The organism is Butyrivibrio sp. WCE2006, assembly GCF_000701985.1.
Classification (GTDB): Bacteria; Bacillota; Clostridia; order Lachnospirales; family Lachnospiraceae; genus Butyrivibrio.
In genome coordinates this window covers 249,777-274,923 of record NZ_JNKH01000001.1, presented here as the reverse complement: position 1 = coordinate 274,923, position 25,147 = coordinate 249,777, and the positions used below count along the sequence as shown (strand labels likewise).

Genomic DNA, 25,147 nt, shown 5'->3' with positions numbered 1-25,147 from the left:
TTTAATCATTTTTATCAAAAATACTTCTTACAGGTCTGAGGAACCCGGACATTCTCATAGGGTTTTCTCTGGTTCCCTTAACATAAGACATATATAATTCTTCTTTTGCCCTTGTCATAGCCACGTAAAGCATTCTTCGTTCTTCTTCCAGTTCTTTTATGGTAATACTCTTTCTTGATGGGACAATGCCTTCATTAAGGTCCGGAAGAAACACCGCCTTAAACTCAAGCCCTTTAGAAGCATGCATTGTCATTACTTTAACACCGTTTTTATTCTTAATATCTATACGTTTCAGACTATCTAACTGTTTTTGGAGGTCCGACAGATATTCCTTTAATTCATTAAAACTTCTGAAATTTTCACATAACTTCTCAAAATCATTCAGATCAGAGATCTGTTCATTATATATTTTGGGATTTGCAATATATTTTTCCTTTAGAAATTTATCATATCCCATATATCCTCTGATAAAATGTACAGATGCCTTGGGACCTAACTTACTTAACATACGAATATCCCTGAATAACTTTTGAACAGTTGAAGTCATTGATAGTTTTCCTTCTCTTGTGTAATACATAAGAACTTCGTTTTCAAGAACCTTTTCGCTTATACAGCATTTCCTGCTTATGTATCTGAGAGGTTTATTCATTATTCGTAAAAAATCAGTTCTTTTTGCGCCATCACATGCAAATGCCATGTATGAAACGATATCCCTCACTCCCTGTTTTTCATGAAGGGCAACTACTCTTTCTTTATAACTGCATGGTATATTTGCTTCAGTCAAGGTGCGTGCAACAGCAGTAGCTTCAACGTTTGTTCTTAATATTACTGCTATATCGGAAAGATCATTTCTTCCCTTCAGACTGTTTAACAAATACTCATATTGTTCTTTTCTGTCTGTAAAGCTATATCCTTTAATAATTCCGGCAGGCTCACTCTTACCAGCAATTATATTCTTCTTAAACCTGATTGTATTTTCTTCTATGACGTTCATTGCTGACTTAAGGATATGTCTGGCACACCTGTAATTTGTATCCAGTAATATCTCTTCAGAATCACTAAAACTTTCTTTAAACCCAAGCATAATTCCGGGATCAGAGCCTCTAAATCCGTAAATCGACTGATCATCATCTCCAACAACAAATATATTTTGTTCTTTATTCAAAAGGAGCTTTATAACTTCAAATTGCATTTTATTAATATCCTGATACTCATCAATCTGAATATATTCAAATCTATCCTGCCATTTTTTCCTTACATCAGGTCTCTCTATCAGATATTTCCGGCAGCATAGAACCATATCATCGAAATCAATAAGCTTTTGCTCAGTTAATATGGATGCATATTCATCATAGATTCGGGGGAACTCCTCGTAAAAAGGCGTTGCTTTATCCCTTTCTTCAGGTGAAACCCCGCTGTTTTTGATTCGTGATATTTCAGATAAAATCAGTCTTATCATTTCATTATCATAATCACGACCATGCAAAATATGGCTAAGTATTTTATACTTATCCGTCTCTTTGATAATGGATAGCTTACCATTATCTAAAATATGATAAAAAATGGAATGAAATGTTCCGAAGAGAACCTCCGGATACATAGAATCAGTGTCTTTAATAAATCTTTGCTGCATCTCTATAGCAGCAGCTTTTGTAAATGTAATTGTAAGTATTGATCCGGGCCTTACTCCCTTCCGGATCAGATTGATTATTCTCTGTATTATTACAAATGTTTTTCCGCTTCCGGGACCTGCTATAACACAAGCAGGTCCCTTATCGTGCTCAATTGCACGCCTCTGAGCGGAATTACATTTAATTGTATTATCAGGCTTCAAGCTTTGCTATTGAAGCTCTAAGTCTCTTTAGAGTCTCATCCTTTCCGATGACTTCCATTGCTTCCGTAGCTCCACAGGGAGTCATGGCTTTACCGGAAACAGCTATACGAATCGGCCAGAGAACATAACCGTTCTTGTATTCTTTTTCTTTTATATATTCCTGAAGTCTGGCATATAAAGCATCATTGCTGTAATCCTGCTGCTCTTCAAGAATCGGAAGAAGCTCTTTTAATACTGAAAGTGAAGAAGCTTCATCAGTCTTCATCTTCTTGTGCTTATAAATTGAAATATCGTAATCCGGCATTTCTTCAAAGAAATCTATCATTTCCGCAATATCCGGCCATATTTCAATTCTGGTCTTTATCATCGCTGAAATCTTGTGAAGATCGAGGTCCTTCTTTATAACCTCCTTCATATAAGGAAGTGCAAGTTCAAAGAATTTCTCATCATCCATCTTCTTGAGGTATTCACCATTCATCCAACGAAGCTTAGTATAATCGAATACAGCAGGTGATTTGTTAATTCTTCTGTAGTCGAATTTCTCAACGAGCTCTTCAAGGCTCATTATCTCTGTATTATCCTCAGGAGACCAGCCAAGAAGTGCAACAAAATTCACTACTGTCTCAGGAAGAAATCCCTGCTCGATCAGGTCCTCAAAGGATGAATGTCCACTTCTCTTACTGAGCTTATGATGATCTTCATCAGTAATAAGAGGACAATGAATGTACTTTGGTACTTCCCAACCAAATGCATCGTAGAGTCTGTTGTACTTTGGTGAAGAAGAAATATATTCATTTCCTCTTACAACATGCGTAATTCCCATAAGATGATCATCAACTACGTTTGCAAAGTTGTATGTAGGATATCCGTCTGACTTAATGAGTACCATATCATCAAGCTCACTGTTGTCAACTGTGATATCTCCATAAAGTTCATCGTTAAAAGTTGTCTGACCTTCAGTAGGGTTGTTCTGTCTTATTACATAAGGCTTTCCTTCAGCCAGATTCTTCTCAACTTCATCTTTTGAAAGGTGAAGGCAGTGCTTATCATAAACACTTACTTCCTTGCCATCAATTATCTGTGTAAGTGTATCAAGTCTCTCCGGGGTACAGAAGCAGTAATAAGCTTCTCCCTTTTCAACAAGTTCCTTGGCATATTTAAGGTAAAGTCCCTGCTTTTGTCTTTCGCTCTGAACGTAAGGACCTACACCTCCATCCTTATCAGGTCCTTCATCATGAATAAGACCTGTCTTTTCAAGTGTTCTGTAAATAATCTCAGTTGCGCCTTCTACATAACGCTCCTGGTCAGTATCCTCTATTCTGAGGATAAAATCACCACCCTCATGCTTGGAAATAAGATAAGCATATAGTGCTGTTCTTAAATTTCCTACATGCATTCTTCCCGTCGGGCTTGGTGCATAACGGGTTCTAATCTTCTGTGACATTATTACTCCTTCTACATAACCTCAGGAAATTCTTTTTTCTCAAATTCTACAACTATTCCCGAAGCCACGTTACGGCATAAAGCTATCTGCTTTTTTTCGACCTGTATAATAAGTCCGCCGCGTTCTTTTTTATTGATTACTTTAATGTGAGATCCACTGGCAACGCCTATTGATTTAAGCCTCTCTGAGTAGCTTAACTGCTCGATGTTCATCTCTTTGACAAGATAAACACCATTCTTTTCCCCATCGATAAGTGTCATAAAATTACCTCAAAAAACATTAAAATTTCAAATACTTTGGAATTATATAACACCTTTATATAAATGAAAAGAGCATCGCTTTAATGTGGTAAAGTTTAATCTGTAATTTCCTTATAACATTCCGGTCGTCTGTCTCTGAAAAGGCCCCAGGACAATCTGTTTTGCCTGATTTCATTAAAATCATATACAGCCATAATGATCTCTTCGGTATTATTTCCGGCCTGCCTTAATATATCTCCTGTTTCATCAGTCATAAAGCTATGGCCATAGAAATTAAGAGAAGATAACTGTCCGCCATTTTCCTCTGATGGTATTACATTTTCAGTTCCAATTCGGTTTGCAGCAACAACAGGAACAATATTAGCTGCTGAATGTCCCTGCATGGTTCTCTGCCAGTGTCCTGAACTGTCAACATTCAGAATCGGTTCTGACCCTATAGCGGTTGGATAGAGTATTATATCTGCTCCCTGCAGGGCAAGACATCTTGCAGTCTCCGGAAACCACTGATCCCAGCAAATTCCGATGCCAACTCTGCCATAAGCAGTCTCAAATACATTAAAACCTAAATCACCAGGAGTAAAATAGAACTTTTCCTGATAATAATGATCATCAGGAATATGTGTTTTCCTGTATACTCCAAGGATTTCTCCATCTGCATCTATCATGGCAACAGAATTATAAAGAACATTTCCTTCTCTTTCATAAAAGCTTATAGGCATAACTACTTTAAGCTCTTTGCAGACCTTTCTGAAATGCAATACTGCAGGATTGGTCTCTGTAGTAGTCGCAAAATCATAGTAATCATATCTTCTTTCCTGGCAGAAGTACTGTCTCTCAAACAACTCAGATAAAAGAATTATCTGAGCTCCCTGCATTGCAGCTTTTCTCACCATCTTATCAGCTTTTTTAATATTCAGGGAAACAAGCTCATCATCCGAAATATCAGGATTATTATAGGCTTCTTTTCCGCATGCAAACTGTATAGCAGCTACTGTTGTAGATGTATTTCCCTTATACATAATTGTTTTGCCTTTCTATCAGAATAGGTTTCTTCGTAATCTAGAAATCCATTTTTATCAGTTACATATCATAATGTGATTTATGCAAGAGTAAACGCGTTTTGAACTTTTGATCCTATCATCATATCATTCAAAATGAATAACTTTTCTATGCATATTACTTATCTTTGAAGGAATCTGCTGTGTAATACAGTGAATGTTTCCTCCTCCCAGAAGAATCGGCCTTGCCTTAATCTGTACAACAGTTCTGTTCTTACAGATTTCTGAAAGCAGCTGCATAGCCCTGTCATCACTTTCTTTATTTTCTCCGCCAAAAGCAGGTATAAGCACTTCTGTATTGGTAAAATAAAAATTCACATAGCTTGCAGCAAGTCTTTCACCGACTTCTCTTTCATCTTCGCCGTCTTCAAAAACATAATTATCTATATCTTCTTTTGTGCAGCAGACAGGCACATCAGGTATATAAAGCTTATGAATTTTAAGTTTCCTGCCCCTTGCATCAGTAACTCCGGAAAGGTATTCATAATCCTTTAATGACATTTCATACTGCGGATCATCCTTATTATCAGTCCAGGCAAGAACCACCTCTCCCGGCGCTATGAAAGCACAGACATTATCAACATGCTCATTTGTTTCATCATTATATATACCAAAAGGAAGCCATAGTACTTTCTCTACTCCCAGGTAGTTTTTTATGCTTTCTTCAATCTGCTGCTTTGTAAGCTTCGGATTTCTTCCTTTACTTAATAGACAGCTTTCGGTAACCATTACGGTTCCTTCTCCATCAGAGTGTATTGAACCGCCTTCGAGGACAAAAGGATGCGCATCATAATAAGCTTTACCTATTAAAGCAGAAAAATCAGCGGCAACCTTATCATCATATTCCCAGCTGCTGTAAAGGCCGTCATAGTCGCCTCCCCAGGCATTAAACTCCCAATCTATGCCCCGTATTTCTCCACTTGGGTTCCTTAAAAAGGTTGGCCCCACATCCCGGGCCCAGGAATCGTCTGTCTGCTGTTCTATCAAACAGATAATCCCGGTCTCAGATTCATTAGTTTCCTTTAATATATCAGCCTGAAGAATACCAGTCTCTTTATCGGCTTCACGTACAGTTATGATTTTATCCAGTCCCTTAACATTTTGTCGTATAAAATTTCCAGCACTTTCAAAATCATCACTACTGCAAAGCACGTATAATTTTTCTGATTTTATAATTTCAGAAAAGATACTGCAAAACGCCAGTCTTGCTTCAGTCGAATCTATCCCCCAACTTCCCGGACGGCTTGGCCATATCATAAGGGTTCCATCATGAATATCATATTCTGCAGGCATACTGAACCCATCATTTATTGGAATACCATTTAATTTTTTATTCATCTTTTACCTCGGTATTTCCTTAAAAAAGCTGGAACAATCAAAAAATTCAAAGTGTTCCAGCTTTATTATATATATTTATATCTGTAATACGATTATTTTGTTCCGAAAATACGATCTCCAGCATCTCCAAGACCCGGAACAATGTATTTATTCTCGTTAAGCATATCATCGATATGCGCACATGTGATCGGAACATCAGGATGTTCTGAAGTAACCTTCTTAAGTCCTTCCGGTGCAGCAATAAGGCAGATAAATCTCATTTTCTTTACGCCTTTGCTCTTAAAGAGTTCAATTGCATCACATGCAGAACCACCAGTTGCAAGCATGGGATCAAGAATTATAACTTCTCTGTCAGAAATATCTTCAGGAGCCTTGAAGAAATAATTAACAGGCTCATAAGTTGTCTCATCACGATACATACCTACATGAGCAATCTTCGCATTAGGAATTACCTTAAGAACGCCGTCAAGAAGTCCCATTCCGGCTCTCATGATAGGAGCAAATGCATATTTATCCTCATTGAGTCTTCCCATCTTAATTGTTTTAATGGGAGTCTCAACTGTTGTTTCGTCAAGCTCAACATCACGCATTGCTTCATAAATCAGATAAGCACCAATTTCTCCTACGAGTTCTCTGAAAAGTTTAGTTCCTGTATTTTTATCTCTTAAAATTGAAAGCTTATGCTCAATAAGCGGATGATTTAAAGCTGTTACATTTTTCATATTCTTTTACCTCCGAATTTACTGAAAAAATAATATCATATATTGATAAGGGACGCTACTAAAGATAAAAACATTTTTATAACTTAAATTTTACATTATCGTAATTTAATATTTATCATGGATTGCTCTAAACTTTCAGAAATAGTGTTTGATGGTTTGTGGCGAATGGATAAAAAAAGACAATCAAAAAGAACTGCTTTAAAGGAATAAAGAGTAAAGTTACTGTAAAATTCACCGGTGCCGAAGGTCCCAGGCTTCCTTTAGAGCGCTTTAAAGATTTCGTCCCAACAAGCAAAACAATTGTAAAATACATAAATAAATATGACGGTGCATCCGATGCAAAACCTAGTGTTCCAAAAGGATAATGAAAAATATCCAGTCTTCCAAACAGACTGGATATTTTTTATCACTAATACTATTTAATTATTTCACTTTAACCTTCTTAACCTTACTCCAATTGGAATATACTTTTCCATCATCAGTATTCTTATAAGAACGAATTCTTACAAAGTATGTTGTTTTTGGCTTAAGCTTCTTAACGGTAAGGCTTGTTTTCTTAGCACCGAGGTTCTTTGTCTTAGCTGAAGTAAATTCTTTTGAAGTATCATATTGAACTTCATAACCGTTTATGGAATTGGTCTTCTTTAAAGTTAATGTAAACTTCTTCTTAGCAGCTTTTACAGACTTGATTTTTGTCTTTTTAATTGAGCTGTCTATTTTCTCCTGAGCCTGCTCAGCCTTCTGAGTGTCATTATTTGAGATAACTTCTGAAGGGCTATTCTGGTTAGCTGCATTTTCACCCTGATTGCTTGTGTTGTTATTATAGTTAGTCTGATTGTTATTCTGGTCGGTTGTACTATTGTTCTGACCATTCTGTGCATTATTCTGGTTTGAATTATTTCCCTGATTATTCTGTGTATTCCCCTGGTCGTTTGAATTATTATTCTGATTGGTTTGACCATTATCCTGACCATTTGTGGTGTTGCCATTACCATTCTGGTTATTTGATGTATTTCCCTGTTCTGTAGTTGTTCCATTGCCAGACGGTGTTGTAGGTTCGCCTTCTGTTAATTCTTCCCAGCATGGATCCGGGTTGAAGAAATAATCACCTTTTTTGTGTTCTACATAAAGATGATAAATCTTACCACCTTCAGCAATTGTTACATGCTGACCTGTTGACAAGAGTCTTACTGTGCCACCCCATTCAGCACCTCTCCTATCATTATAATCTCCATACAGATCCATGGTTCCCTTAAAATTCAACCCATTTCCGGTACTGTTCCAGGTAAAGTTCTTTTTTACAGTGATTTTTGCACCATATGACTGATAAAACGAACCACCAACAGTTGTGACTACTCCTGCTGCATTTTCTTTTTCAAATTTAAGATCACCCTCAACAATAAGGTTACCTTGAACGGATACACTTCCCTCTAATGCCTGAAGATTACCCTTAATTGTTAATGTTCCTCCGTTATTTACTTCAAGTTTACCGGTTTCCACAACAACATTACCATCAAAAGTAACTGTTTTGTCCAAAACACTATTAGGATAATTTATAACAAACTTCCTACTATCACTAACAAAAGTAATATCGCTTTGAACTTTACCAACGTTTAAGTAATTTGCACTCTTAACTGTATTGCAGCTGCTCTTCAGGTTTTCAATTGATGCACAATTACTCATACTGATGGTTTGCGGATTTTCATTTGTTAAATTAAACTCTCCCAGAAAACGCAGACAATAAATATCTGTTGTATCAATCAATTCAACATCACCGCCAACATAAAAATCGCCTCTTAGATTCAGCATATTTCCCGTGCTATCAACGGTAAAGTTCTTATCAACCCTAAGTATTCCTTTTGCAAAAAGGGATGCTGTTGAATGAGTCATTGTTCCGGCTGCATTCCGTTTTTGAAATATAAAGTTTCCCTTAACATTTATTTCACTATCTGCAGCATAATCAACCGATCCATCAGGTTGATAATAGTCACCTTTTACAAGAAGAACAGAACCATTTTTCAAAATGAATTCTCCGCTTATAGAAGCATTCCCATTTACTATAAGATATGTATCATCTAAAACAACCTTTGCGCCTTGCGTAACCTCGAAATTACTAACTTCAACCTTCTTACAATTTGTGTCAGAAAAATCTGCTGTACCATTTACAGTCAGCTTGGTGCAAGTAACATCAGCTGTAGGCTTCCATGTTTCATTAGCAGCAACAACACGATCAGCCGCCATTACTTTTACTCCGGGTACAAAGCACAGCATCAATGATAATACGCACATCATTAGAAGCTGTTTTGCCCCAACATACCGTTTACCTCTCTCCATTTTTAAATCCTCCTTAAAAATTCAAAACGCATCCCGGGAAAGCCGTTAAAGGATGCGTTAAAAAATATGATTTAAAGCATAACAATTAACTGTTTCTGCTAAAACACATTATAATGTTTACCCCCCCTATCAACTTTTCCAAATAGATTTTAATATAAAAAAATATAGTTATGCAATTATTTTTGAACAAAAATATAAAAAAAGTATAAACTTTTTTATAGCCTCATTTTAAAATCTTCATACCCAAAGCTCTTTACAACTTCAGCATTGCCATCTTCATGAAGTAAGGCTATATCCGGTAGTGGCATACCGTTAAAAGTGTTGTTTTTAACCATACTGTAAATAGCCATATCTTCAAAAATAAGCCTGTCTCCGATTTTTATCTCATGATCAAAGCTGTAATCCCCAATTACATCTCCGGCAAGACAGGTTCTTGATGAAAGTCTGTAGGTGTATTTCTTTTCATCAGCCTCTCCACTGTCCTTAAGTGGTGGTCTGTAAGGCATCTCCAGAACATCAGGCATATGACAGGCAGCAGAAGTATCTAGTATAAGTACAGGATAAACTTCAGTTTCCACAATATCCATTACCCTTGTTACAAGATATCCTGCATCAAGTGCGATGGCCTCTCCGGGTTCTAAGTAGACTTCAACATCATATTTTTCTCTGATGTATTTTACAAGGTTGATGAGTCCTTCTCTATCATATTCCTCCCGGGTTATATGATGACCACCACCAAGATTTATCCATTTCAGTTTGTGCTCAGTATTATTAAGATATTTTTGAAACCGTTTTTCAAATTCATCAAAAGTGGCTTTCAATGGCTCAAAGCCCTGTTCACACAAGGTATGAAAATGTAGACCCTCCACTCCCTTTGGCAAAGTATCGGGCATATCGGATACTCGTATTCCAAGCCTTGAGCCCGGTGCGCAGGGATCGTAGATTTCATGCCCCTCCTGTGTCGAAAGCTCTGGATTTACTCTTAGACCAACTGATAATTGACCTTTTTCTACTGCCTTTTCCCATACCTTCCTGTGATGCTCAAGCTGATTTAAGGAATTAAAAACCATATGATCACATATACTGCAGAGTTCTTCCATCTCTTCGTCGTTAAAGGCAGGCTCAAATACGTGGATTTCAGGCTTTGCGTTTTTTACACAGTTTTCATTTATCTCATTAGAATCACACTCGCCCATAACGGATTCATTATAATTTTCCGGATAAAATTCTTCATGAGCAAGCTTTGCTTCAAATAATCCGGAGGAAGTCGTTCCGGAAAGATATTTGGCTATTAAGGGATATGTGCTATAGGCAGAAAAAGCCTTTTGTGCAAGCAGAATTTTTGCACCTGATTTATCCTGGACTTCCTTAAGTATTTCGCAGTTTTCGCGGAGTTTTTTCTCGTCAATGAGATAAGCCGGAGTTTTTATATTGTTTATTGTCATTTTTTAATCCTCAATTTTAACTAATTTTATTTCCAATCTGGTTAATTCTATTTAAGATCAGCAGCATATAAAATAAATGTGTGTATTTTTTAAAGGCTCATATACAATCTATTATTTGGTATTAAAAAACAAATTTAACCTATTAAATCCTTCACCACTTCACTTGCGATAACAAGTCCGCAGGCTGATGGCGTAAAGGCTGTACTTCCCGGGGTTCTTCCGGCCTCTGTCTTAATTGGCTCTTCATCCGAATAAACAACTTTGAGGCTATCAACATTTCTCTTCTTTAATTCCCGTCTCATAACTCTGCAAAGAGGACATACACTTGTCTTATAAATATCAGCAACTCTGAACCTTGAAGGATCGAGCTTATTGCCTGCTCCCATAGCACTAATAACAGGAGTCCCGCATTCCTTGGCTCTCATTACGATTTCAATTTTGGCAGTTACTGTATCAACTGCATCCACTATATAGTCATACCCGGAGAAATCAAAATCATCTGCATTTTCGGGAAGATAAAAGCAGTTATGTATATTCACTTTCACTTCCTTGTTTATGTCCAGCATTCTATCCTTCATTACTTCAGTTTTATATTTACCGATTGTGCTGTTTAGAGCGATTATTTGACGGTTTAAATTACTTAATGCTACCGTATCACTATCAATAAGGTCAAATTCACCAATGCCGCTTCGCGCCAGGGCTTCACATACATAGCCGCCAACACCACCAACTCCAAATACAGCCACATGACTGTCAGCAAGTTTATTAAGCGCTTCTTTTCCTATAAGTAATTCAGTTCTTGAAAACTGAGTTTCCATTTATTTGAAAATCCCTTCCTTTGTTTATTTTTAATTAATAGAATTGTAACTCTTTTTTATTGGATATTGGATGATTTTGTTGTAATAATTATTTATATAAGATTTTTAAATACTTATTAATGAATAACTATACACATGGGGGTTAATATGCGCAAACGTATCCTTATAGCCGATGATACAACATTCATGAGAGAGATGCTAAAATCAGCACTGGACAAAGAAAAATACGAGATTGTTGGAGAGGCAACTACCGGACAGCAGGCTGTAGATCAATATAAAGAGAAAAAGCCGGATCTTTTAATTCTTGATATAAATATGCCTGTTATGAACGGCATAGACGCTCTTACAGGCGTTATGGAATTTGATCCAAACGCAAACGTAATAATGTGTTCCGACCAAAAACAGGAACCCATGATTGTTCTTGCTCTTAAAAAAGGCGCAAAAGATTTTGTAGTAAAGCCTTTTATGGCAAGTGATGTCATGCGTGCCCTCAAAAAGATTTTTAATGAATAGATTTCTTTTAGTTAAAGTAAGGGTGATCTCCATTCGGAGAACACCCCTTTTTTATTTCGTATATTTATATCAAGCATCAGATTAGACTGCTTACTATATAGCCCTTCTGCGAATGTAATAGTATCAATCTATAAGAGTAGGATTCTCTTCTACAACCCAGGGAAGACCATACTCATTAAGCATCTCCATGTACGGATCGGGATCAAACTCATCCGTAGTAAATACGCCGGGTTTCTTCCACTGACCTGTAACTACAAGAGCAGTACCTATCATAGCAGGAACACCTGTTGTGTAGCTAATAGCCTGACTTCCAAGCTCCTTATAGCATTCCTGATGATCACATACGTTATAAATATAGATTGTTCTCTCTTTACCGTCCTTGATGCCTCTGAAAATACAACCGATGTTTGTCTTTCCAACTGTTCTGGGACCAAGACTTGCAGGATCAGGTAAAAGTGCTTTCAAAAACTGAATCGGCACTATTTCGCGTCCTTCGAACATAACAGGACTTGTTGAAAGCATTCCTACGTCTTCAAGGCATCTCATATGATCAAGATAGCTCTGTCCAAATGTCATGAAGAAACGAATTCTTTTTACTTCGGGGAAATTTCTGCCAAGAGCTTCGATTTCTTCATGATGAAGCAGATACATGTCCTTTTTTCCAACCTGGGCAAAATCATATTCTCTCTTTATTTCCATGGGCTTTGTCTCAACCCAGTGTCCATCTTCCCAATAGCTTCCGTTTGCAGAAACTTCTCTTAAATTGATCTCAGGATTGAAGTTTGTAGCAAAAGCGTAACCATGGTCTCCACCATTGCAATCCATGATGTCAATGTAATGAATCTCATCAAAATAATGCTTTTTTGCATATGCTGTAAATACAGAAGTTACACCAGGATCGAATCCTGTTCCTAAAAGAGCTGTAAGTCCGGCTTCCTTGAATTTGTCAAAATAAGCCCACTGCCAGCTGTAATCGAAGTATGCTGTAAATCCTTTCTCCTTACAACGCTTCTCATATATTTTTCTCCACTCAGGATCATCAGTGTCTTCGGGCTCATAATTGGCAGTATCAATATAGTCAACCTTACATGCAAGACATGCATCCATTATTGTGAGATCCTGATAAGGAAGTGCAACGTTAAGCACTGCATCAGGCTTATAACTGTTTATTACTCTCTTTATATCTTCTACATCATCTGCGTTAACGGTATCCGTCGTGATTTTAACAGGAGTACCTGCTTTTTCAAGTTTTTCCTTAAGCGCATCACACTTAGAAACAGTTCTTGAAGCTATGCACATCTCAGTAAATACTTTACTGTTCTGTGCGCATTTCTGAATTGCAACCTGTGCTACTCCGCCACAGCCAATAACTAATAATCTGCTCATAATTTCTCCTTTACCTTGACATTGCTTCTTCTTCCTGAAGAAGATCCTCAACATATTTTGGAAGCATAAAAGCTCCTTTATGAAGATGTGTTGTATAATACCATGTCTTTATATTTCTCTCATCCCATCTGTCAGGATTGAAATCCTTTAGAGGATGATACTTTTTGCTGGCAAATCCAAAAAGCCAGTACCCAGCTGGACAGGTGGGTATATGAGCCTGATATACTCTGTTGACAGGGAATACTCTGTATGCCTTCCTGTGCATAGCTCTGCAGCTCTCCTCATCTTCATCATAGAAAGGGCTTCCATGCTGATATACCATTATTCCGTCATCATGAAGTGCCTTGTAACAGCTTCCGTAAAATTCCTTAGTAAAAAGTCCGGCTTCATGTCCAAGAGGCTCTGTTACATCATTTATTATAAGGTCATACATATCTTCGCATTTTCTAAGGAACTTTAATCCATCCTGATAATAGATATGCACTCTGTCATCATCAAGTCCACAGGCGTTGTCAGGGAAGTACTGCTTACATACTTCTACAAACATGCTGTCAGGCTCTACAACATCAATTACCTTGATCTCATCATAGTAGCTCAGCTCTCTGGCCACCCCGCCATCACCTCCGCCAAGTACCAGCACTCTCTGTACCTTTGGATGAACAGCCATGGGTACATGAACAATCATTTCATCATAAGTAAACTCATCTTTTTCAGAGAAGATAATATTGCCATCCGATGCAAGAAACTTACCAAATTCCGGTGAATCAAATACGTCAATTCTTTGAAATTCACTAGAGCCTGAAAATAATTGCTTACTTAATCTGATATTTATTTTCACATTATTGGTATGCATTTCACCAAACCAATAGTCCATTTGTGGCATCTCGTTTCCTCCATTAAATAAACAGACTTAATATATTAAAATCAGAAATCTATTTTAGTACCTGTAATTCTGATATATCTTCACTTTCAGGCCCCTGCATTGAGCATCCTTTTTCCATTGCAGTAAGAATATAATCAAGTATCTCCTCGGTAACTACTTCTCCGGGTGAAATGATAGGTATTCCCGGAGGATAACACATTACTGATTCAGCACTTATTCTTCCAACTGTTTCTTTTATAGGAAGTGATACCTTTTCAGCATAAAAAGCTTCCTGTGGAGTAGCCTTTACTATAGGTGTTACATATTCTGCTGAGAAGAATTCCTGCTCAGGTTTTGCATACAATCTTCTTATATCTGACAGTGCTCCTGCAAGTCTCTCTATATCCTGGAGCCTGTCACCGATAGAAATGTACGCCATTACATTAGAAAGGTCACCAAATTCCATCTGGATGTCATATTCATCACGAAGAAGGTCGTACACTTCTATTCCTGTAAGTCCAACACCTCTGGTATTAACAACAAGCTTGGTCTCATCAAAATCATAGATACTTCCGCCGTTTATAAGCTCGTGGCCATAAGCATAGTAGCCGGGAATCTCATTGATCTCTTCCCTTGCATACTTAGCCATTCCGGTTACCTTCTCAAAGCTGTCATGGCCGTGAAGTGCAAGATTTCTTCTTGAAATATCAAGACTTGCTATCAAAAGATAGCTTGCACTTGTTGTCTGTGTCAGGTTTACAATTCTGCTTATATATCCTATATTAGCATTTTTTCCGCAAAGAAGTATTGAACTTTGTGTGAGGCTGCCTCCCGACTTATGCATGCTTATTGCGGCCATGTCAGCTCCTGCCCTCATACCGCACAAGGGAAGGTTAGGTCCAAAATACAAGTGAGTTCCGTGAGCTTCATCAACAAGCGCCTTCATTCCATTCTCATGAGCCAGGTCAACAATTGCCTGAAGATTTGAACATATTCCATAATAGGAAGGATTATTGATTAAAATAGCCTTCGCATCAGGATTCTCTTTGATTGCTGCCTCAACATCAGAAATTTCCATGCCAAGAGGAATTCCTAGCTTGGTATCAACCTTAGGATCGATGTAAACAGGAACAGCTCCACATAAAATAAGCGCATTAATTGCACTTTTATGAACGTTCCTTGGCATGATGATCTTTTCGCCATGCTTAACCGACGATAAAACCATAGCCTGAACAGCACTTGTGGTTCCGTTAACCATTAAAAAGGCATGCTCAGCTCCGAAAGCATCTGCTGTCAGCTCTTCTGCTTCCTTTATTACAGAGACAGGATGACATAAATTATCCAAAGGTTTCATGGAATTAACATCAATTCCAACACACTGTTCACCTAGAAATCGAACCAGCTCAGCATTACCGCGACCTCTTTTATGTCCAGGTACGTCAAAGGGCACCACTCTCTGTTTTCTAAATCTTTCAAGCGCTTCATAAACAGGCGCTTTTCTCTGACGATCCAGATCCAATTACTTGTCCTCCAAAAAATATAATATAGACAGAAAGAAGGGCGGCATGCCTATATGCATACAGCCCTTCCAAAATTCTCATTAATCAGGCAAAATTATCTTAGCATAGATGCATCTAATGTCAAGCCAAAGAATGCCTCATTTGGCTCTTAAAAATATTTAGTTAGCAGCCTGCTGACAAAGAACAAGTTCTTTGAACTGGCCATCCTCATTTACTAATTCATCAAAGGTACCTTCCTGGGTTATTCTCCCGTTTTCCAGAAGAAGAATTCTGTCACAGTCCTTTATGGTTGATAACCTGTGAGCAACAACTATTTTTGTACATTTCATGTCATCGAGAAGGTTCTTGATTTCCCTCTGTGAAATATTATCAAGAGCACTTGTAGCCTCATCAAAAATTATCATTTGGGGCTTTGCTATAATAGCCCTGGCGATAAGAAGCTTTTGCATTTGTCCGCCTGATATTTCCGCACCGGAAACTCCTATTTCAGTATCAAGTCCGGCAGGATAGCTTCTTATAAGATCGTCTATTCCAACTTTAGTAAGTACTTCCCATATTTCCTCGTCCGTAACAGGTCTTGGCTGCATACTCATATTTTGCCTGATTGTTCCCGGAATAAGGGTCTCTCCCTGCATGACAATTCCTATGTTTTTCATTATACTTCTCTGATCTGTCCTTTGAAGATTATATTTGCCATAACTGATCTCACCTTTATCGGGACTCAGCATTCCCAGAAGAAGCTTTAAAAGTGTACTTTTACCGCATCCGGAAATTCCGGTAATTCCAATGTATTCTCCTTCATGTACCTCAAAGGATATATCATCAATAAGTCTTTCCATCTCAGGATAAGCAAAGGAGAGATTTCGTACACTAAGCTCCCCTGTAAATTTATTACAAAGAGTGTTTGTTTTCTTTTCTACATCTCCCTGAAATAAGAATTCGATGTTATTCCATAATGACTTGCTGTTAAACATCCTTTCTATGTACATTGTGATTTCACATATTTGCGGTGCAATAAGGCCTGCAAGCACTATACAGGTTGTAAAAACCTGATATGAGAAATCACCTGCAAGTGCAATAATAATCAGGATAATCTGAAACATTGGACCCACAAAATCTATTACAGCAGCTTCCATTACATCGTATTTTTTTCTATTAATATCAGCCCCGGCCTCTTTTGCATAAATTTTGGACCATCCAAGATATATACGTTTCTGAGCTTTTCTGCTTCTTATTTTTTCTATCCATTGGTATACCTGGCCCAGATATTTATCACCTCGAATACGATCATTAAGAGTTTTACTGTACCATTTATCAAAGCCTGAATAGACTGCCCACATAATATTCATCAGAATAAATATTCCAACGAGCATCCAGAAAAAGTATCCTCTCAAATAATAAACAGTTGCAATGCAGTAAAACACAGTAAATATCAGTTGCGGAATAATGCAAAGGCAGGCATTTAGAATATTCTTTATAAACTCAGGAATTTCTGCAGTGATAGCTGTCCATACATAGGTCGGCTCCTTTTTAGTTATTTTATCATTGTTACCCTCCAAATACCTCGACAGTGCTGCGTTTTGGACATTGAATCCCACCATGTTGGTAAAGACATTGCTATAGATATTAAGTATCATACTAAACAAAAATCTTATACATTCTACGCCTATGCAAAAAACAATTACAAGTGCAATGTCTCTGAATCTGAAGGTATCAAGCTTTTTTGCTTTATCAAGAATATCACTTACAAGCGCAGGAAAAAGAAGTCCCAACACACCCGAAATTATTGCAATAACTATATAGATAATGAATAATTCAGGCCTCATAAAACTCATCAGATAAAGAAAAAAATCTACAATAGATAGATTTCTTTCAGGAAGAAGTCTGCAAACCAGATAAATCTTAGAAAAGGAAGCAGCTGTATCCTTATTTACAAATATCCTTTTATTATTTTCATCAAAATAATAATATCCGCCAAAAGCTGCCGGAATAAATGCGACTGCCTTTCCATCCGTACCAAAGCCAATACAATAGCCCATCTGGCTTTTATACCATTCCTTTTCCTTTACGACATCAGTGAAAAGAATATTTTCATTTTCTATATCAGAAAGCTTGTCTTTGCTGATACCGCACCATGAAACAATCAGATCAAGGGCATCATTATTAGACGTAACCTTCGAAAATATGTTACGTGCATAATTTCTTTTATAGACATCTTCTATTAAATTATCAGCCTTATCCTTCATAATAGAATCGGCTATTTTTCTTTCTCTGATCTGCCTTGTAAAAAGATTACTCATAGTTTTATTCCACTGTCACAAGCTCATGATATAGCTCACATTTTTCCATAAGCTCTTCATGAGTTCCGCTACTAATAATTCGACCATTTTCCATTACATATATTTTGTCACACTGCCTTATTGTGGAAAGCCTGTGAGCAATAACTATTGTTGTAATTCCTCTTTGTCGTATATGTTCAACAATTCTCTTTTCAACGATCGTATCAAGGGAGCTGGTTGCTTCATCAAGAACAAGAATTGACGGATCCATTGAAAGTGCTCTGGCTATTTCTATTCGCTGTCGCTCTCCGCCTGAAAAGTCAGTGCCATTATCACTCATAACATAATTGTAACCATTCTTGCGGGAAATGATACACTCATTGATCTGAGCATCCTTTGCAGCCAGGATAGCATCGGCATCAAGCTGTGTACTGTCCCACATTTTAATATTATTCATTATGGTATCGCCAAATATTCCTATCTTCTGATCAACTGAGGAAATAGAGCTCAGACGTACATCCTCGGGAATATCCCCGGATGAAACTCCATCAAAAAGTATTTCTCCCTTCCAGGGGTCATATCTTCCGCAAATCAGTTGTTTAAGAGTTGTTTTTCCGCAACCGGTTGCTCCAACAATTGCAATACTGTTTCCGGAAGGAATTGTCATTGATATATCATGCAGGATTTCTCTTGAATACTTATTGTAACCAAAACTTACTCCTTTTATCTCTATATTCCCTTTTAACTTGTTATAGCTTACATTCTCTGCCGGAACTCCGTTTTCATCATCTTTAGCGCTACTGAAAATATCAGCAAGATTTTTTAATTTATTATTTATTGTTATAAGAACCTTTCTTGAATAAATCGCGGCTTTTATATATTCCTGAGAAATCTCGTATATTCCAATTATGAAAATAAGACCACCATAAGTAACCTTGCTATAAATAATACTTATAATTCCAAGCATCAAAAGAATCATCTTTGTGATATTAGCTACCAGTGTAGGAAAACCGTTAAAAGAGCCCTCAATGATATCGAATTTCTTCTGTTCTTTGGAAGTATCAAGGTTAAGACCAAAATATTCCCTGAAAAAAATGAATTCCGATCCTGAATTTTTGATGCTTCTTATAGCCTTTAATCCATCATAAAGAAAGCCTTCAGCCTTCGAATCCTTGTAAAATACTATTTCTTCTGTCTCATCCTCCAGGCGGGCATTTATATAGGTTGCAATACTCATCACGATATAGGAAAGAATAACTAATATACAGGCAATCACCGAAACCCTGGCTATAAACAAAAGGCAAACCGCTGCAAAGAAAGGTCTTATAATCAGTTCAACAATCTGTTTGGATAAAAAATAGCCGGTGCGAACAGCCTGCAAAACGCTTTCCATAAAATATCCGTCAGATCTAATTGAGTAAAAAAACATGGGAAGATTAAGTGATGACCACACAAAATTCTTGCGACAAATAGTAGCTATATTTTCTGACAGCTTCGGAAAAACGATTGTCTGAAAAACCTCAAAAACTATAAGTAAAATCAAAAGAATTATTAAAATATAAACACAATAAATAAAAGGCTTACTGTTTTCGTAATTCGAAGCATAGTAAGTATCCGTAAATTCACTTATAAAGTACTGTACAGAAAAAAAAAGCAAGGATATGGAAGTAAGCAGCAAACAGCTGATAAAGAGATAGCTTTTCTTTGTTTCTGCCAAAATGGAAAAAATGTATTTTGCAGGTGAAAGGTATTCAATAGATTTGATACCGGATTCACCTGAAGGTGAAATATATAACATTTTAGAAGATAAGGCTTCTTTGAAATCATCTATATCAATTTTCACAAGCCCTTTATCAGGAGTGCATAAAATTGCTTTGCGGCCCTTTAGCTTATAAAAAACAGCATAGTCTGAATCAAGCATAACTATGCAGGGCTCATTTCTCTTACTTATAATTCCATAATCTGCATCCAATATTTCACAGTTAAAGCCTATATACTGTGCTCCATCCCTTAGCTGTTCAAATGTGCAGCCGTTTTTAGAAACACAGCAAAGCTTTGCTGCTTCCATAAGTGAAATAGTCTTTCCGTAAAATCCTGACAGCATACTAAGGCAGGCAGAACCGAATTCTGACCTTTGAGGTGCAATATTAATTTGCATTCGCCTTAATCCAACAAGCATACAGCATTATGCCTCCTTACGCTGAAATTTTCTTAGTTCACAAATTGTATTGAAATCGCTAAGATATTTTTTTTGCCAGGCACAATCTATAACAGTCAAATTATCATCTATAAGTTCATCCGGTACAATAAAATGTCTTTCTCCCTTTACGCCCGGAACTGTCAACAGAAAAGGTTGTCCACTCTCATACAATTCTTTTAATTTTTCAAATGAAAAGGGAAAACGTCCTTTATATTCAATAGGATAAACTCTGTCTATGTAATTAAGTTCCAGATCAGCACTTTCGGTAAATAATTCCTTTTCTATAAACCTCTTATTAAGAATCCAGGGATTGAATTTTTCCTCATCCTCTTCCTTCTCAATTCCAAAATGCCTAAGCATTATAGCAAGTGACGTCACAAGACACCCGGTTTCCTTGAAAAAATGATATTTTGCCTTCGGAAAAATAGATGAAGGCCACGCCTCTTCCTTATTATATTGCGGGTCAGACTGTATCCAGTCTCTGTAATTCTGATTATTTTGCATATAGTTAAAAGCTCCTTATTGGTTAATACATTACGATACCTGAAATTGTCTGCATTGCAGGTCCTGATTTACCATCACGTCTGTAGGATGCATAGCTTTTATTCTCGTAGGAACATATCCCTGTATCAAAAATGTTTTCTTTTTGAACTCCTGCAGCGGTCAATTCGTATGTTGCTGCCTTTTTCAAATCAAGTAAAAACTTCCCGTTATCCTTTTTCCTGAAAAATCCGGAAGTTACGTTTTTTTCAAATTTTCCCAAAAAGATATCATATATATCCGTTCCGACTTCGTAGCAATTCCCGCAGATTCCGGGCCCGTATGCAGCTATTACATCCGCATGCTTTGTTCCAAAGCATCTTTCCATAACATTTAATGTATTTATGGTTATATCAGCTAAAATCCCTCTCCACCCATTATGGGCCACGGCTATTACCTGTTTTACAGGATCATACAGAAATACAGGTACGCAATCAGCTGACCAGATGCATATCATTACCTTTTTCAGGGAAGTAACTATGCTGTCATAACCACCGGCATCTCCAACTGCATAGGTCTCATTTATATATTCCAGCTTTCCATTCATACCTTCATTTTTCTGATTTATCACAAAGACATTACCGGAATGAGATTCCTGACCATAAAAGCTTTCATCAAAATCAACCCCCAGAAACTTTTTTATTACCGGAGCTCGTATCGAGACGCTTTTCCAGTTGTCGTAATCCTTAGTGTCACCAAAATCCGAAATAAAAGTCCTGACAGGATATTTATCATCTAAAAAAGCAACCGGCGTCATGCACTATCCCCTTTCAGTTTAGTTTCTTTTATTTCCTGTCTATATCCGTAATCAACAGCTATACCAATTGTTTATACCATGTTGCAAAAGCAAATAATGTATAAACACGTTTATAAAAAGTATCATCCATATCTTCATAAAAGCCCTTGATAACCGACTTCAAATCAATTGAAGAGAATATATCTTTCATATCAGAATCTGTTATCGCATCAAGAATCCTGGTCTTGTATGGCTCCTGTCTCATCCATTTGCGAACCGGTACCGGGAACCCCTTCTTTTCTCTACTTGCAATTTCATCACCAACATATCGTTTTGCAGATTCCCTGAATAGAATCTTTCCGTATTGTTTATCAGCCTTATATTTTACAGGTAATGATAAAGCAAATTTCTTCAGGTCATCCCGCATATACGGTGTTCTTATATTTATGTTATTAGCTGCGGCAGCTCTATCAATATTTGGAATAATATTTCCATTCATCCACCAGGTAAGATCAAAGGCATTCATTTTAAGAAATCCATCTCCGTCATAGTCGGATAGACCGGAAATTTCCTTTGTCCCTACATCGAAAATCGAATTGATAAAAAGATAAAAGTCCTTCATAGGATTATTTAAATATTTATTGTAACAGTGATATCCGCAAAACATCTCATCAGGACCTTCACCTGAGCAGATTGTATCAGTAATCCTGGCTGCCTCCATGACACCAATATACAGAGCGATGTAGGAAGGATCTCCCGTTGGCAGTTCTCTGCTTTTCAAGGCTTCTGAAACAACTCCAAAAAAATCCGCAGATCCAACCTTAACCTCATGATGTCTGCTACCTATCATTTCCGCTGTCTTTCGTGCATAAGGTGACTCATCGAATTCCACATCATCATATATTACAGAGAAAGTATCCTTCGCCTTAATCCCACATGCCAACAAAGAGGAATCAACACCTGATGATAAAAATGCAGCTTCACTGTACTGTCTTTCTTTTGTAAGAATATCATCAAGTATACTGTTTAGTTCTTTTAGATATTCATCCCTTTCCTTCTCTTTACCTATAGAAAAATCTACGTAATCACAACCCTTTGAAGTTGGATCAAAATAGGACATACCTGTTCCAAAATAGGAAAATCTTAAATAGGAATCAATTGATTTCCGATCCAGCAATTCTTTTTTAAACATATTTTCCCCCATCACCTGTATAGCTTCTTTATATTTTTACATAAAAATAATTACACTTTTTAGTCTATCATGATTAACCCGATAATCATAATTAAAACAATCTAAAATACTTCGATAAGTTAGTTCTCTACATAATATAAAAAAGATGTTACTAAAGGCGAAATCTCACCTTTTAGTAACATCTTTTTTAATAATTTGTCGGTTAAAAATATATTTAAGGTATTTTAAATGGCATGAATAAATAAGCCGCTAAGGAGCTTTGGTTCAAACCAGGTGGATTTGGGAGGCATAAGCCTTCCTGCATCAGCAACTGCAAAAAGCTCATGAATATCAGTAGGATACATTGAAAAAGCTAATACACAGTCATTTTTGCATCTCTTCTCAAGCTCACCCAGACCTCTGATTCCGCCAACGAAGTCAATCCTGGGATCATTTTTAGGATCACTTATGTTGAGAAGAGGTGTAAGTACATGGTTCTGAAGAACGCTTACATCAAGCCCTTCTACAGCATCATCACTCTTAATATCATCGTGTGCATTTAATCTGTACCATTTATTTCCCAGATACATTCCGATCTCGCATTTTTGTGAAGGCTTAACCTGTCCGGCTTCCTCCTGAACATCAAACTTCTCGGATATTTTCTGAAGAAAATCTTCCTTAGACATTCCATTTAAATCCTTGATCACACGATTATAATCCATGATCATCAGCTCGCTATCAGGAAACAGTACAGATAAAAAGAAATCATATTCCTTATTTCCATTAGCGTCAGGATCCTCAGCCCTTCTTTTCTTTGCAACTTTAACCGCAGAAGCGCATCTGTGATGACCATCTGCTATATAGATGCTGTCCATACCCTTAAAAGCTTCAGCTATGGTTTCTATCTCATTATCCTTATCAATAATGAAAACTCTGCTTTTTATTCCATCTTTGGTCACAAAGTCATAAAGGGGTTCATCCTCAGCCTTGACTCTGTTTATCACCTTTCTTATGGAATCATTTTCTCTATAGCATAAAAAGATTGGTCCTGTCTGAGCATCACATGAATCTACATGATGTATTCTGTCAGCTTCTTTTTTTGCAAGAGTATTCTCATGCTTTTTAATAACATTATTATCATAGTCATCTACAGAGCTGCATGCCACGATACCTGTCTGAACTCTGCCGTTCATGGTCTGCTCATACAGATAATAGCAAGGCTTTTCATCATGTATGAAAATTCCATTTTCAATCTTTTCCCAAAGCATATCATGTGCCTTCTGATAAACATCTTCAGCATACATATCATGATCTTCCGGAAATTGTGTTTCAGGTCTGTCTATTGCAAGAAATGACATTGGTTCACGCTCAACCTCAGCTCTCGCTTCCTCTCTGTTGTAAACATCATAAGGAAGTGCTGCAACTCTATCAGCTATGTCTTTTCTTGGTCTATATGCAGCAAAAGCTCTTACGTCAGCCATTTTTATACATCCTTTCTTACTACACGAACACGTATTACATCATCAATGTCCTGGATTTCCTTAACAAGGTCATCAGAAATACTACTTTCAACATCAATAATAGTATAAGCGAAATCACCTCTGGATTTATTTGTCATATTTGAAATATTGTAATTCGCATTTGCAAGTACCTGAGTAAACTTACCGATCATACCTGCAACATTCTTATGGATAATAGCAAGTCTGGGACCTGTGCAAATGCCCTGCTCACAGCGCGGCATATTAACAGAATTCACGATATTACCATTTTCAAGGTAATCCTTCATCTGTAACACTGCCTTAATAGCGCAGTTATCTTCTGACTCCTCTGTAGAAGCTCCAAGGTGAGGAATAACGATACAATCATCATGACCTGCAGTTACTGTGTTCGGGAAATCAGTTACATATTTTCTGATCTTACCTGAGTTGATTCCAGAAAGGACATCTGTTTCATTGCATAAGATATCTCTTGCAAGATTGAGAATAATAACGCCCTTCTTCATCTTTGCAATTGCTTCTGCATTGATCATTCCCTTAGTATTATCAAGTGCAGGAACATGAATTGTGATTATGTCACATTTCGAATAGATATCATCAACGTTGGTAACGTGCTTTACATCTGATGAAAGGCTCCATGCTGCATCTACGGAAAGATAAGGATCATAACCGTATACTTCCATGCCCAGATTTCTTGCTGCATTTGCAACTCTTACTCCGATAGCACCAAGACCTATGATACCGAGCTTCTTACCAGCAATCTCTGTTCCAGCAAATTTCTTCTTTGTCTTCTCAGTAAGCTTTGCAATTTCAGGATCTCCGGCATTTGCTCTTACCCATTCAACACCACCGATGATATCACGGGAAGCAATAAGCATTGCTGCTATTACCATCTCCTTAACACCGTTTGCATTAGCTCCGGGAGTATTAAATACTACTATACCTTCCTCTGCACATCTGTCTACTGGAATATTATTAACACCGGCGCCGGCTCTTGCAATTGCAAGAAGATTATCAGAGAACTCCATCTCATTCATATTAGCGCTACGGACAAGAATTCCGTCTGCATCATCCACATTATCTACTGCCGAGTACTGATCTGTGAAATTATTTAAACCTACTTTTGCGATAGGATTTAAGCATTTATATTTAAACATTTTGTTTTCCTTTCAATAATTTATTAAGTCATAT

General features: G+C 37.2%; 20 protein-coding genes. 1 reads left to right on the top strand and 19 read right to left on the bottom strand.

Translation table 11 applies throughout. The annotated features are described in order from the left end of the window. Nucleotide 1: 1 nt before the first annotated feature. From T501_RS01160 to T501_RS01120, 9 genes are all read right to left on the bottom strand, one after another. Nucleotides 2–1,834, bottom strand: a complete 1,833-nt coding sequence (locus T501_RS01160) for an ATP-dependent helicase (protein WP_050008045.1) — start codon at nt 1,832–1,834, stop codon at nt 2–4. Further along, on the bottom strand, nt 1,824–3,278 hold the full coding sequence (gene gltX / locus T501_RS01155) for a glutamate--tRNA ligase (protein ID WP_044912771.1): 1,455 nt from the start codon (nt 3,276–3,278) through the stop codon (nt 1,824–1,826). Before gltX ends, T501_RS01160 begins: the two co-directional genes overlap by 11 nt. A gap of 11 nt (nt 3,279–3,289) precedes the next feature. Beyond that, the gene (locus T501_RS01150) at nt 3,290–3,538 is read right to left on the bottom strand and encodes a ferrous iron transport protein A (RefSeq protein WP_026509343.1); all 249 of its coding nucleotides are present in this window, start codon (nt 3,536–3,538) and stop codon (nt 3,290–3,292) included. A gap of 95 nt (nt 3,539–3,633) precedes the next feature. Beyond that, nucleotides 3,634–4,557, bottom strand: coding sequence for an N-carbamoylputrescine amidase (gene aguB / locus T501_RS01145; protein ID WP_081675148.1), 924 nt, complete (start codon nt 4,555–4,557; stop codon nt 3,634–3,636). 126 nt (nt 4,558–4,683) lie between these two features. After that, complete coding sequence (gene aguA, locus T501_RS01140; RefSeq protein WP_044912768.1) at nt 4,684–5,934, bottom strand: agmatine deiminase; 1,251 nt, start codon at nt 5,932–5,934, stop codon at nt 4,684–4,686. Between the two features lie 92 nt (nt 5,935–6,026). Beyond that, nucleotides 6,027–6,656, bottom strand: coding sequence for a uracil phosphoribosyltransferase (gene upp, locus T501_RS01135; protein ID WP_044912767.1), 630 nt, complete (start codon nt 6,654–6,656; stop codon nt 6,027–6,029). A 423-nt stretch (nt 6,657–7,079) separates the two neighbouring features. Continuing rightward, complete coding sequence (locus T501_RS19740; protein WP_050008044.1) at nt 7,080–8,990, bottom strand: fibronectin type III domain-containing protein; 1,911 nt, start codon at nt 8,988–8,990, stop codon at nt 7,080–7,082. Nucleotides 8,991–9,205: 215 nt separating this feature from the next. Continuing rightward, entirely contained in the window at nt 9,206–10,435 is a 1,230-nt protein-coding gene (nspC, locus tag T501_RS01125) for a carboxynorspermidine decarboxylase (protein ID WP_044912765.1), read from the bottom strand. A gap of 134 nt (nt 10,436–10,569) precedes the next feature. Further along, nucleotides 10,570–11,253 (bottom strand): tRNA threonylcarbamoyladenosine dehydratase, encoded by a 684-nt coding sequence (locus T501_RS01120; protein ID WP_044912763.1) that lies wholly within the window; start codon nt 11,251–11,253, stop codon nt 10,570–10,572. A gap of 147 nt (nt 11,254–11,400) precedes the next feature. Here T501_RS01120 and T501_RS01115 point away from each other — a divergent pair, with 147 nt between their 5' ends. After that, nucleotides 11,401–11,766, top strand: coding sequence for a response regulator (locus T501_RS01115; protein WP_026509349.1), 366 nt, complete (start codon nt 11,401–11,403; stop codon nt 11,764–11,766). A gap of 123 nt (nt 11,767–11,889) precedes the next feature. Here T501_RS01115 and T501_RS01110 read toward each other — a convergent pair whose 3' ends face one another. The 10 genes from T501_RS01110 to T501_RS01065 all read right to left on the bottom strand — a co-directional run bounded on the left by T501_RS01110 (nt 11,890) and on the right by T501_RS01065 (nt 25,113). After that, nucleotides 11,890–13,152 carry a saccharopine dehydrogenase family protein gene (locus T501_RS01110; RefSeq protein ID WP_044912761.1) on the bottom strand — a complete coding sequence of 421 codons (1,263 nt, stop codon included), beginning with the start codon at nt 13,150–13,152 and terminating at the stop codon, nt 11,890–11,892. A gap of 10 nt (nt 13,153–13,162) precedes the next feature. After that, nucleotides 13,163–14,026 carry a polyamine aminopropyltransferase gene (speE, locus tag T501_RS01105; protein WP_026509351.1) on the bottom strand — a complete coding sequence of 288 codons (864 nt, stop codon included), beginning with the start codon at nt 14,024–14,026 and terminating at the stop codon, nt 13,163–13,165. 58 nt (nt 14,027–14,084) lie between these two features. Then, nucleotides 14,085–15,533, bottom strand: coding sequence for an aminotransferase class I/II-fold pyridoxal phosphate-dependent enzyme (locus T501_RS01100; protein WP_044912759.1), 1,449 nt, complete (start codon nt 15,531–15,533; stop codon nt 14,085–14,087). A gap of 159 nt (nt 15,534–15,692) precedes the next feature. Then, entirely contained in the window at nt 15,693–17,834 is a 2,142-nt protein-coding gene (locus T501_RS01095; RefSeq protein WP_044912757.1) for an ATP-binding cassette domain-containing protein, read from the bottom strand. Nucleotides 17,835–17,838: 4 nt separating this feature from the next. Continuing rightward, on the bottom strand, nt 17,839–19,992 hold the full coding sequence (locus tag T501_RS01090) for a peptidase domain-containing ABC transporter (RefSeq protein WP_044912755.1): 2,154 nt from the start codon (nt 19,990–19,992) through the stop codon (nt 17,839–17,841). Nucleotides 19,993–19,998: 6 nt separating this feature from the next. Next, nucleotides 19,999–20,517, bottom strand: a complete 519-nt coding sequence (locus tag T501_RS01085; RefSeq protein ID WP_044912753.1) for a hypothetical protein — start codon at nt 20,515–20,517, stop codon at nt 19,999–20,001. 22 nt (nt 20,518–20,539) lie between these two features. Next, nucleotides 20,540–21,310, bottom strand: a complete 771-nt coding sequence (locus T501_RS01080; protein WP_044912751.1) for a purine nucleoside phosphorylase YfiH/LACC1 family protein — start codon at nt 21,308–21,310, stop codon at nt 20,540–20,542. Between the two features lie 58 nt (nt 21,311–21,368). Continuing rightward, on the bottom strand, nt 21,369–22,481 hold the full coding sequence (locus tag T501_RS01075) for an asparagine synthase-related protein (RefSeq protein ID WP_044912749.1): 1,113 nt from the start codon (nt 22,479–22,481) through the stop codon (nt 21,369–21,371). 224 nt (nt 22,482–22,705) lie between these two features. Further along, the gene (locus T501_RS01070) at nt 22,706–23,941 is read right to left on the bottom strand and encodes a DUF1015 domain-containing protein (RefSeq protein WP_044912747.1); all 1,236 of its coding nucleotides are present in this window, start codon (nt 23,939–23,941) and stop codon (nt 22,706–22,708) included. A 2-nt stretch (nt 23,942–23,943) separates the two neighbouring features. After that, nucleotides 23,944–25,113, bottom strand: a complete 1,170-nt coding sequence (locus T501_RS01065; protein ID WP_026509354.1) for a phosphoglycerate dehydrogenase — start codon at nt 25,111–25,113, stop codon at nt 23,944–23,946. Between the last annotated feature and the right edge of the window lie 34 nt (nt 25,114–25,147).

Bases quoted from the DNA above. Each gene is read 5' to 3' on its own strand.
- nspC (WP_044912765.1), bottom strand. From the start codon at position 10,435: ATGACAATAAACAATATAAAAACTCCGGCTTATCTCATTGACGAGAAA.
- T501_RS01090 (WP_044912755.1), bottom strand. From the start codon at position 19,992: ATGCTTGTTGGATTAAGGCGAATGCAAATTAATATTGCACCTCAAAGG.
- T501_RS01080 (WP_044912751.1), bottom strand. From the start codon at position 21,310: ATGACGCCGGTTGCTTTTTTAGATGATAAATATCCTGTCAGGACTTTT.
- speE (WP_026509351.1), bottom strand. From the start codon at position 14,026: ATGGACTATTGGTTTGGTGAAATGCATACCAATAATGTGAAAATAAAT.
- T501_RS01120 (WP_044912763.1), bottom strand. From the start codon at position 11,253: ATGGAAACTCAGTTTTCAAGAACTGAATTACTTATAGGAAAAGAAGCG.
- aguB (WP_081675148.1), bottom strand. From the start codon at position 4,557: ATGTATAAGGGAAATACATCTACAACAGTAGCTGCTATACAGTTTGCA.
- T501_RS01065 (WP_026509354.1), bottom strand. From the start codon at position 25,113: ATGTTTAAATATAAATGCTTAAATCCTATCGCAAAAGTAGGTTTAAAT.
- T501_RS19740 (WP_050008044.1), bottom strand. From the start codon at position 8,990: ATGGAGAGAGGTAAACGGTATGTTGGGGCAAAACAGCTTCTAATGATG.
- aguA (WP_044912768.1), bottom strand. From the start codon at position 5,934: ATGAATAAAAAATTAAATGGTATTCCAATAAATGATGGGTTCAGTATG.
- T501_RS01110 (WP_044912761.1), bottom strand. From the start codon at position 13,152: ATGAGCAGATTATTAGTTATTGGCTGTGGCGGAGTAGCACAGGTTGCA.
- upp (WP_044912767.1), bottom strand. From the start codon at position 6,656: ATGAAAAATGTAACAGCTTTAAATCATCCGCTTATTGAGCATAAGCTT.
- T501_RS01095 (WP_044912757.1), bottom strand. From the start codon at position 17,834: ATGAGTAATCTTTTTACAAGGCAGATCAGAGAAAGAAAAATAGCCGAT.
- T501_RS01070 (WP_044912747.1), bottom strand. From the start codon at position 23,941: ATGGCTGACGTAAGAGCTTTTGCTGCATATAGACCAAGAAAAGACATA.
- T501_RS01115 (WP_026509349.1), top strand. From the start codon at position 11,401: ATGCGCAAACGTATCCTTATAGCCGATGATACAACATTCATGAGAGAG.
- gltX (WP_044912771.1), bottom strand. From the start codon at position 3,278: ATGTCACAGAAGATTAGAACCCGTTATGCACCAAGCCCGACGGGAAGA.
- T501_RS01075 (WP_044912749.1), bottom strand. From the start codon at position 22,481: ATGTTTAAAAAAGAATTGCTGGATCGGAAATCAATTGATTCCTATTTA.
- T501_RS01150 (WP_026509343.1), bottom strand. From the start codon at position 3,538: ATGACACTTATCGATGGGGAAAAGAATGGTGTTTATCTTGTCAAAGAG.
- T501_RS01085 (WP_044912753.1), bottom strand. From the start codon at position 20,517: ATGCAAAATAATCAGAATTACAGAGACTGGATACAGTCTGACCCGCAA.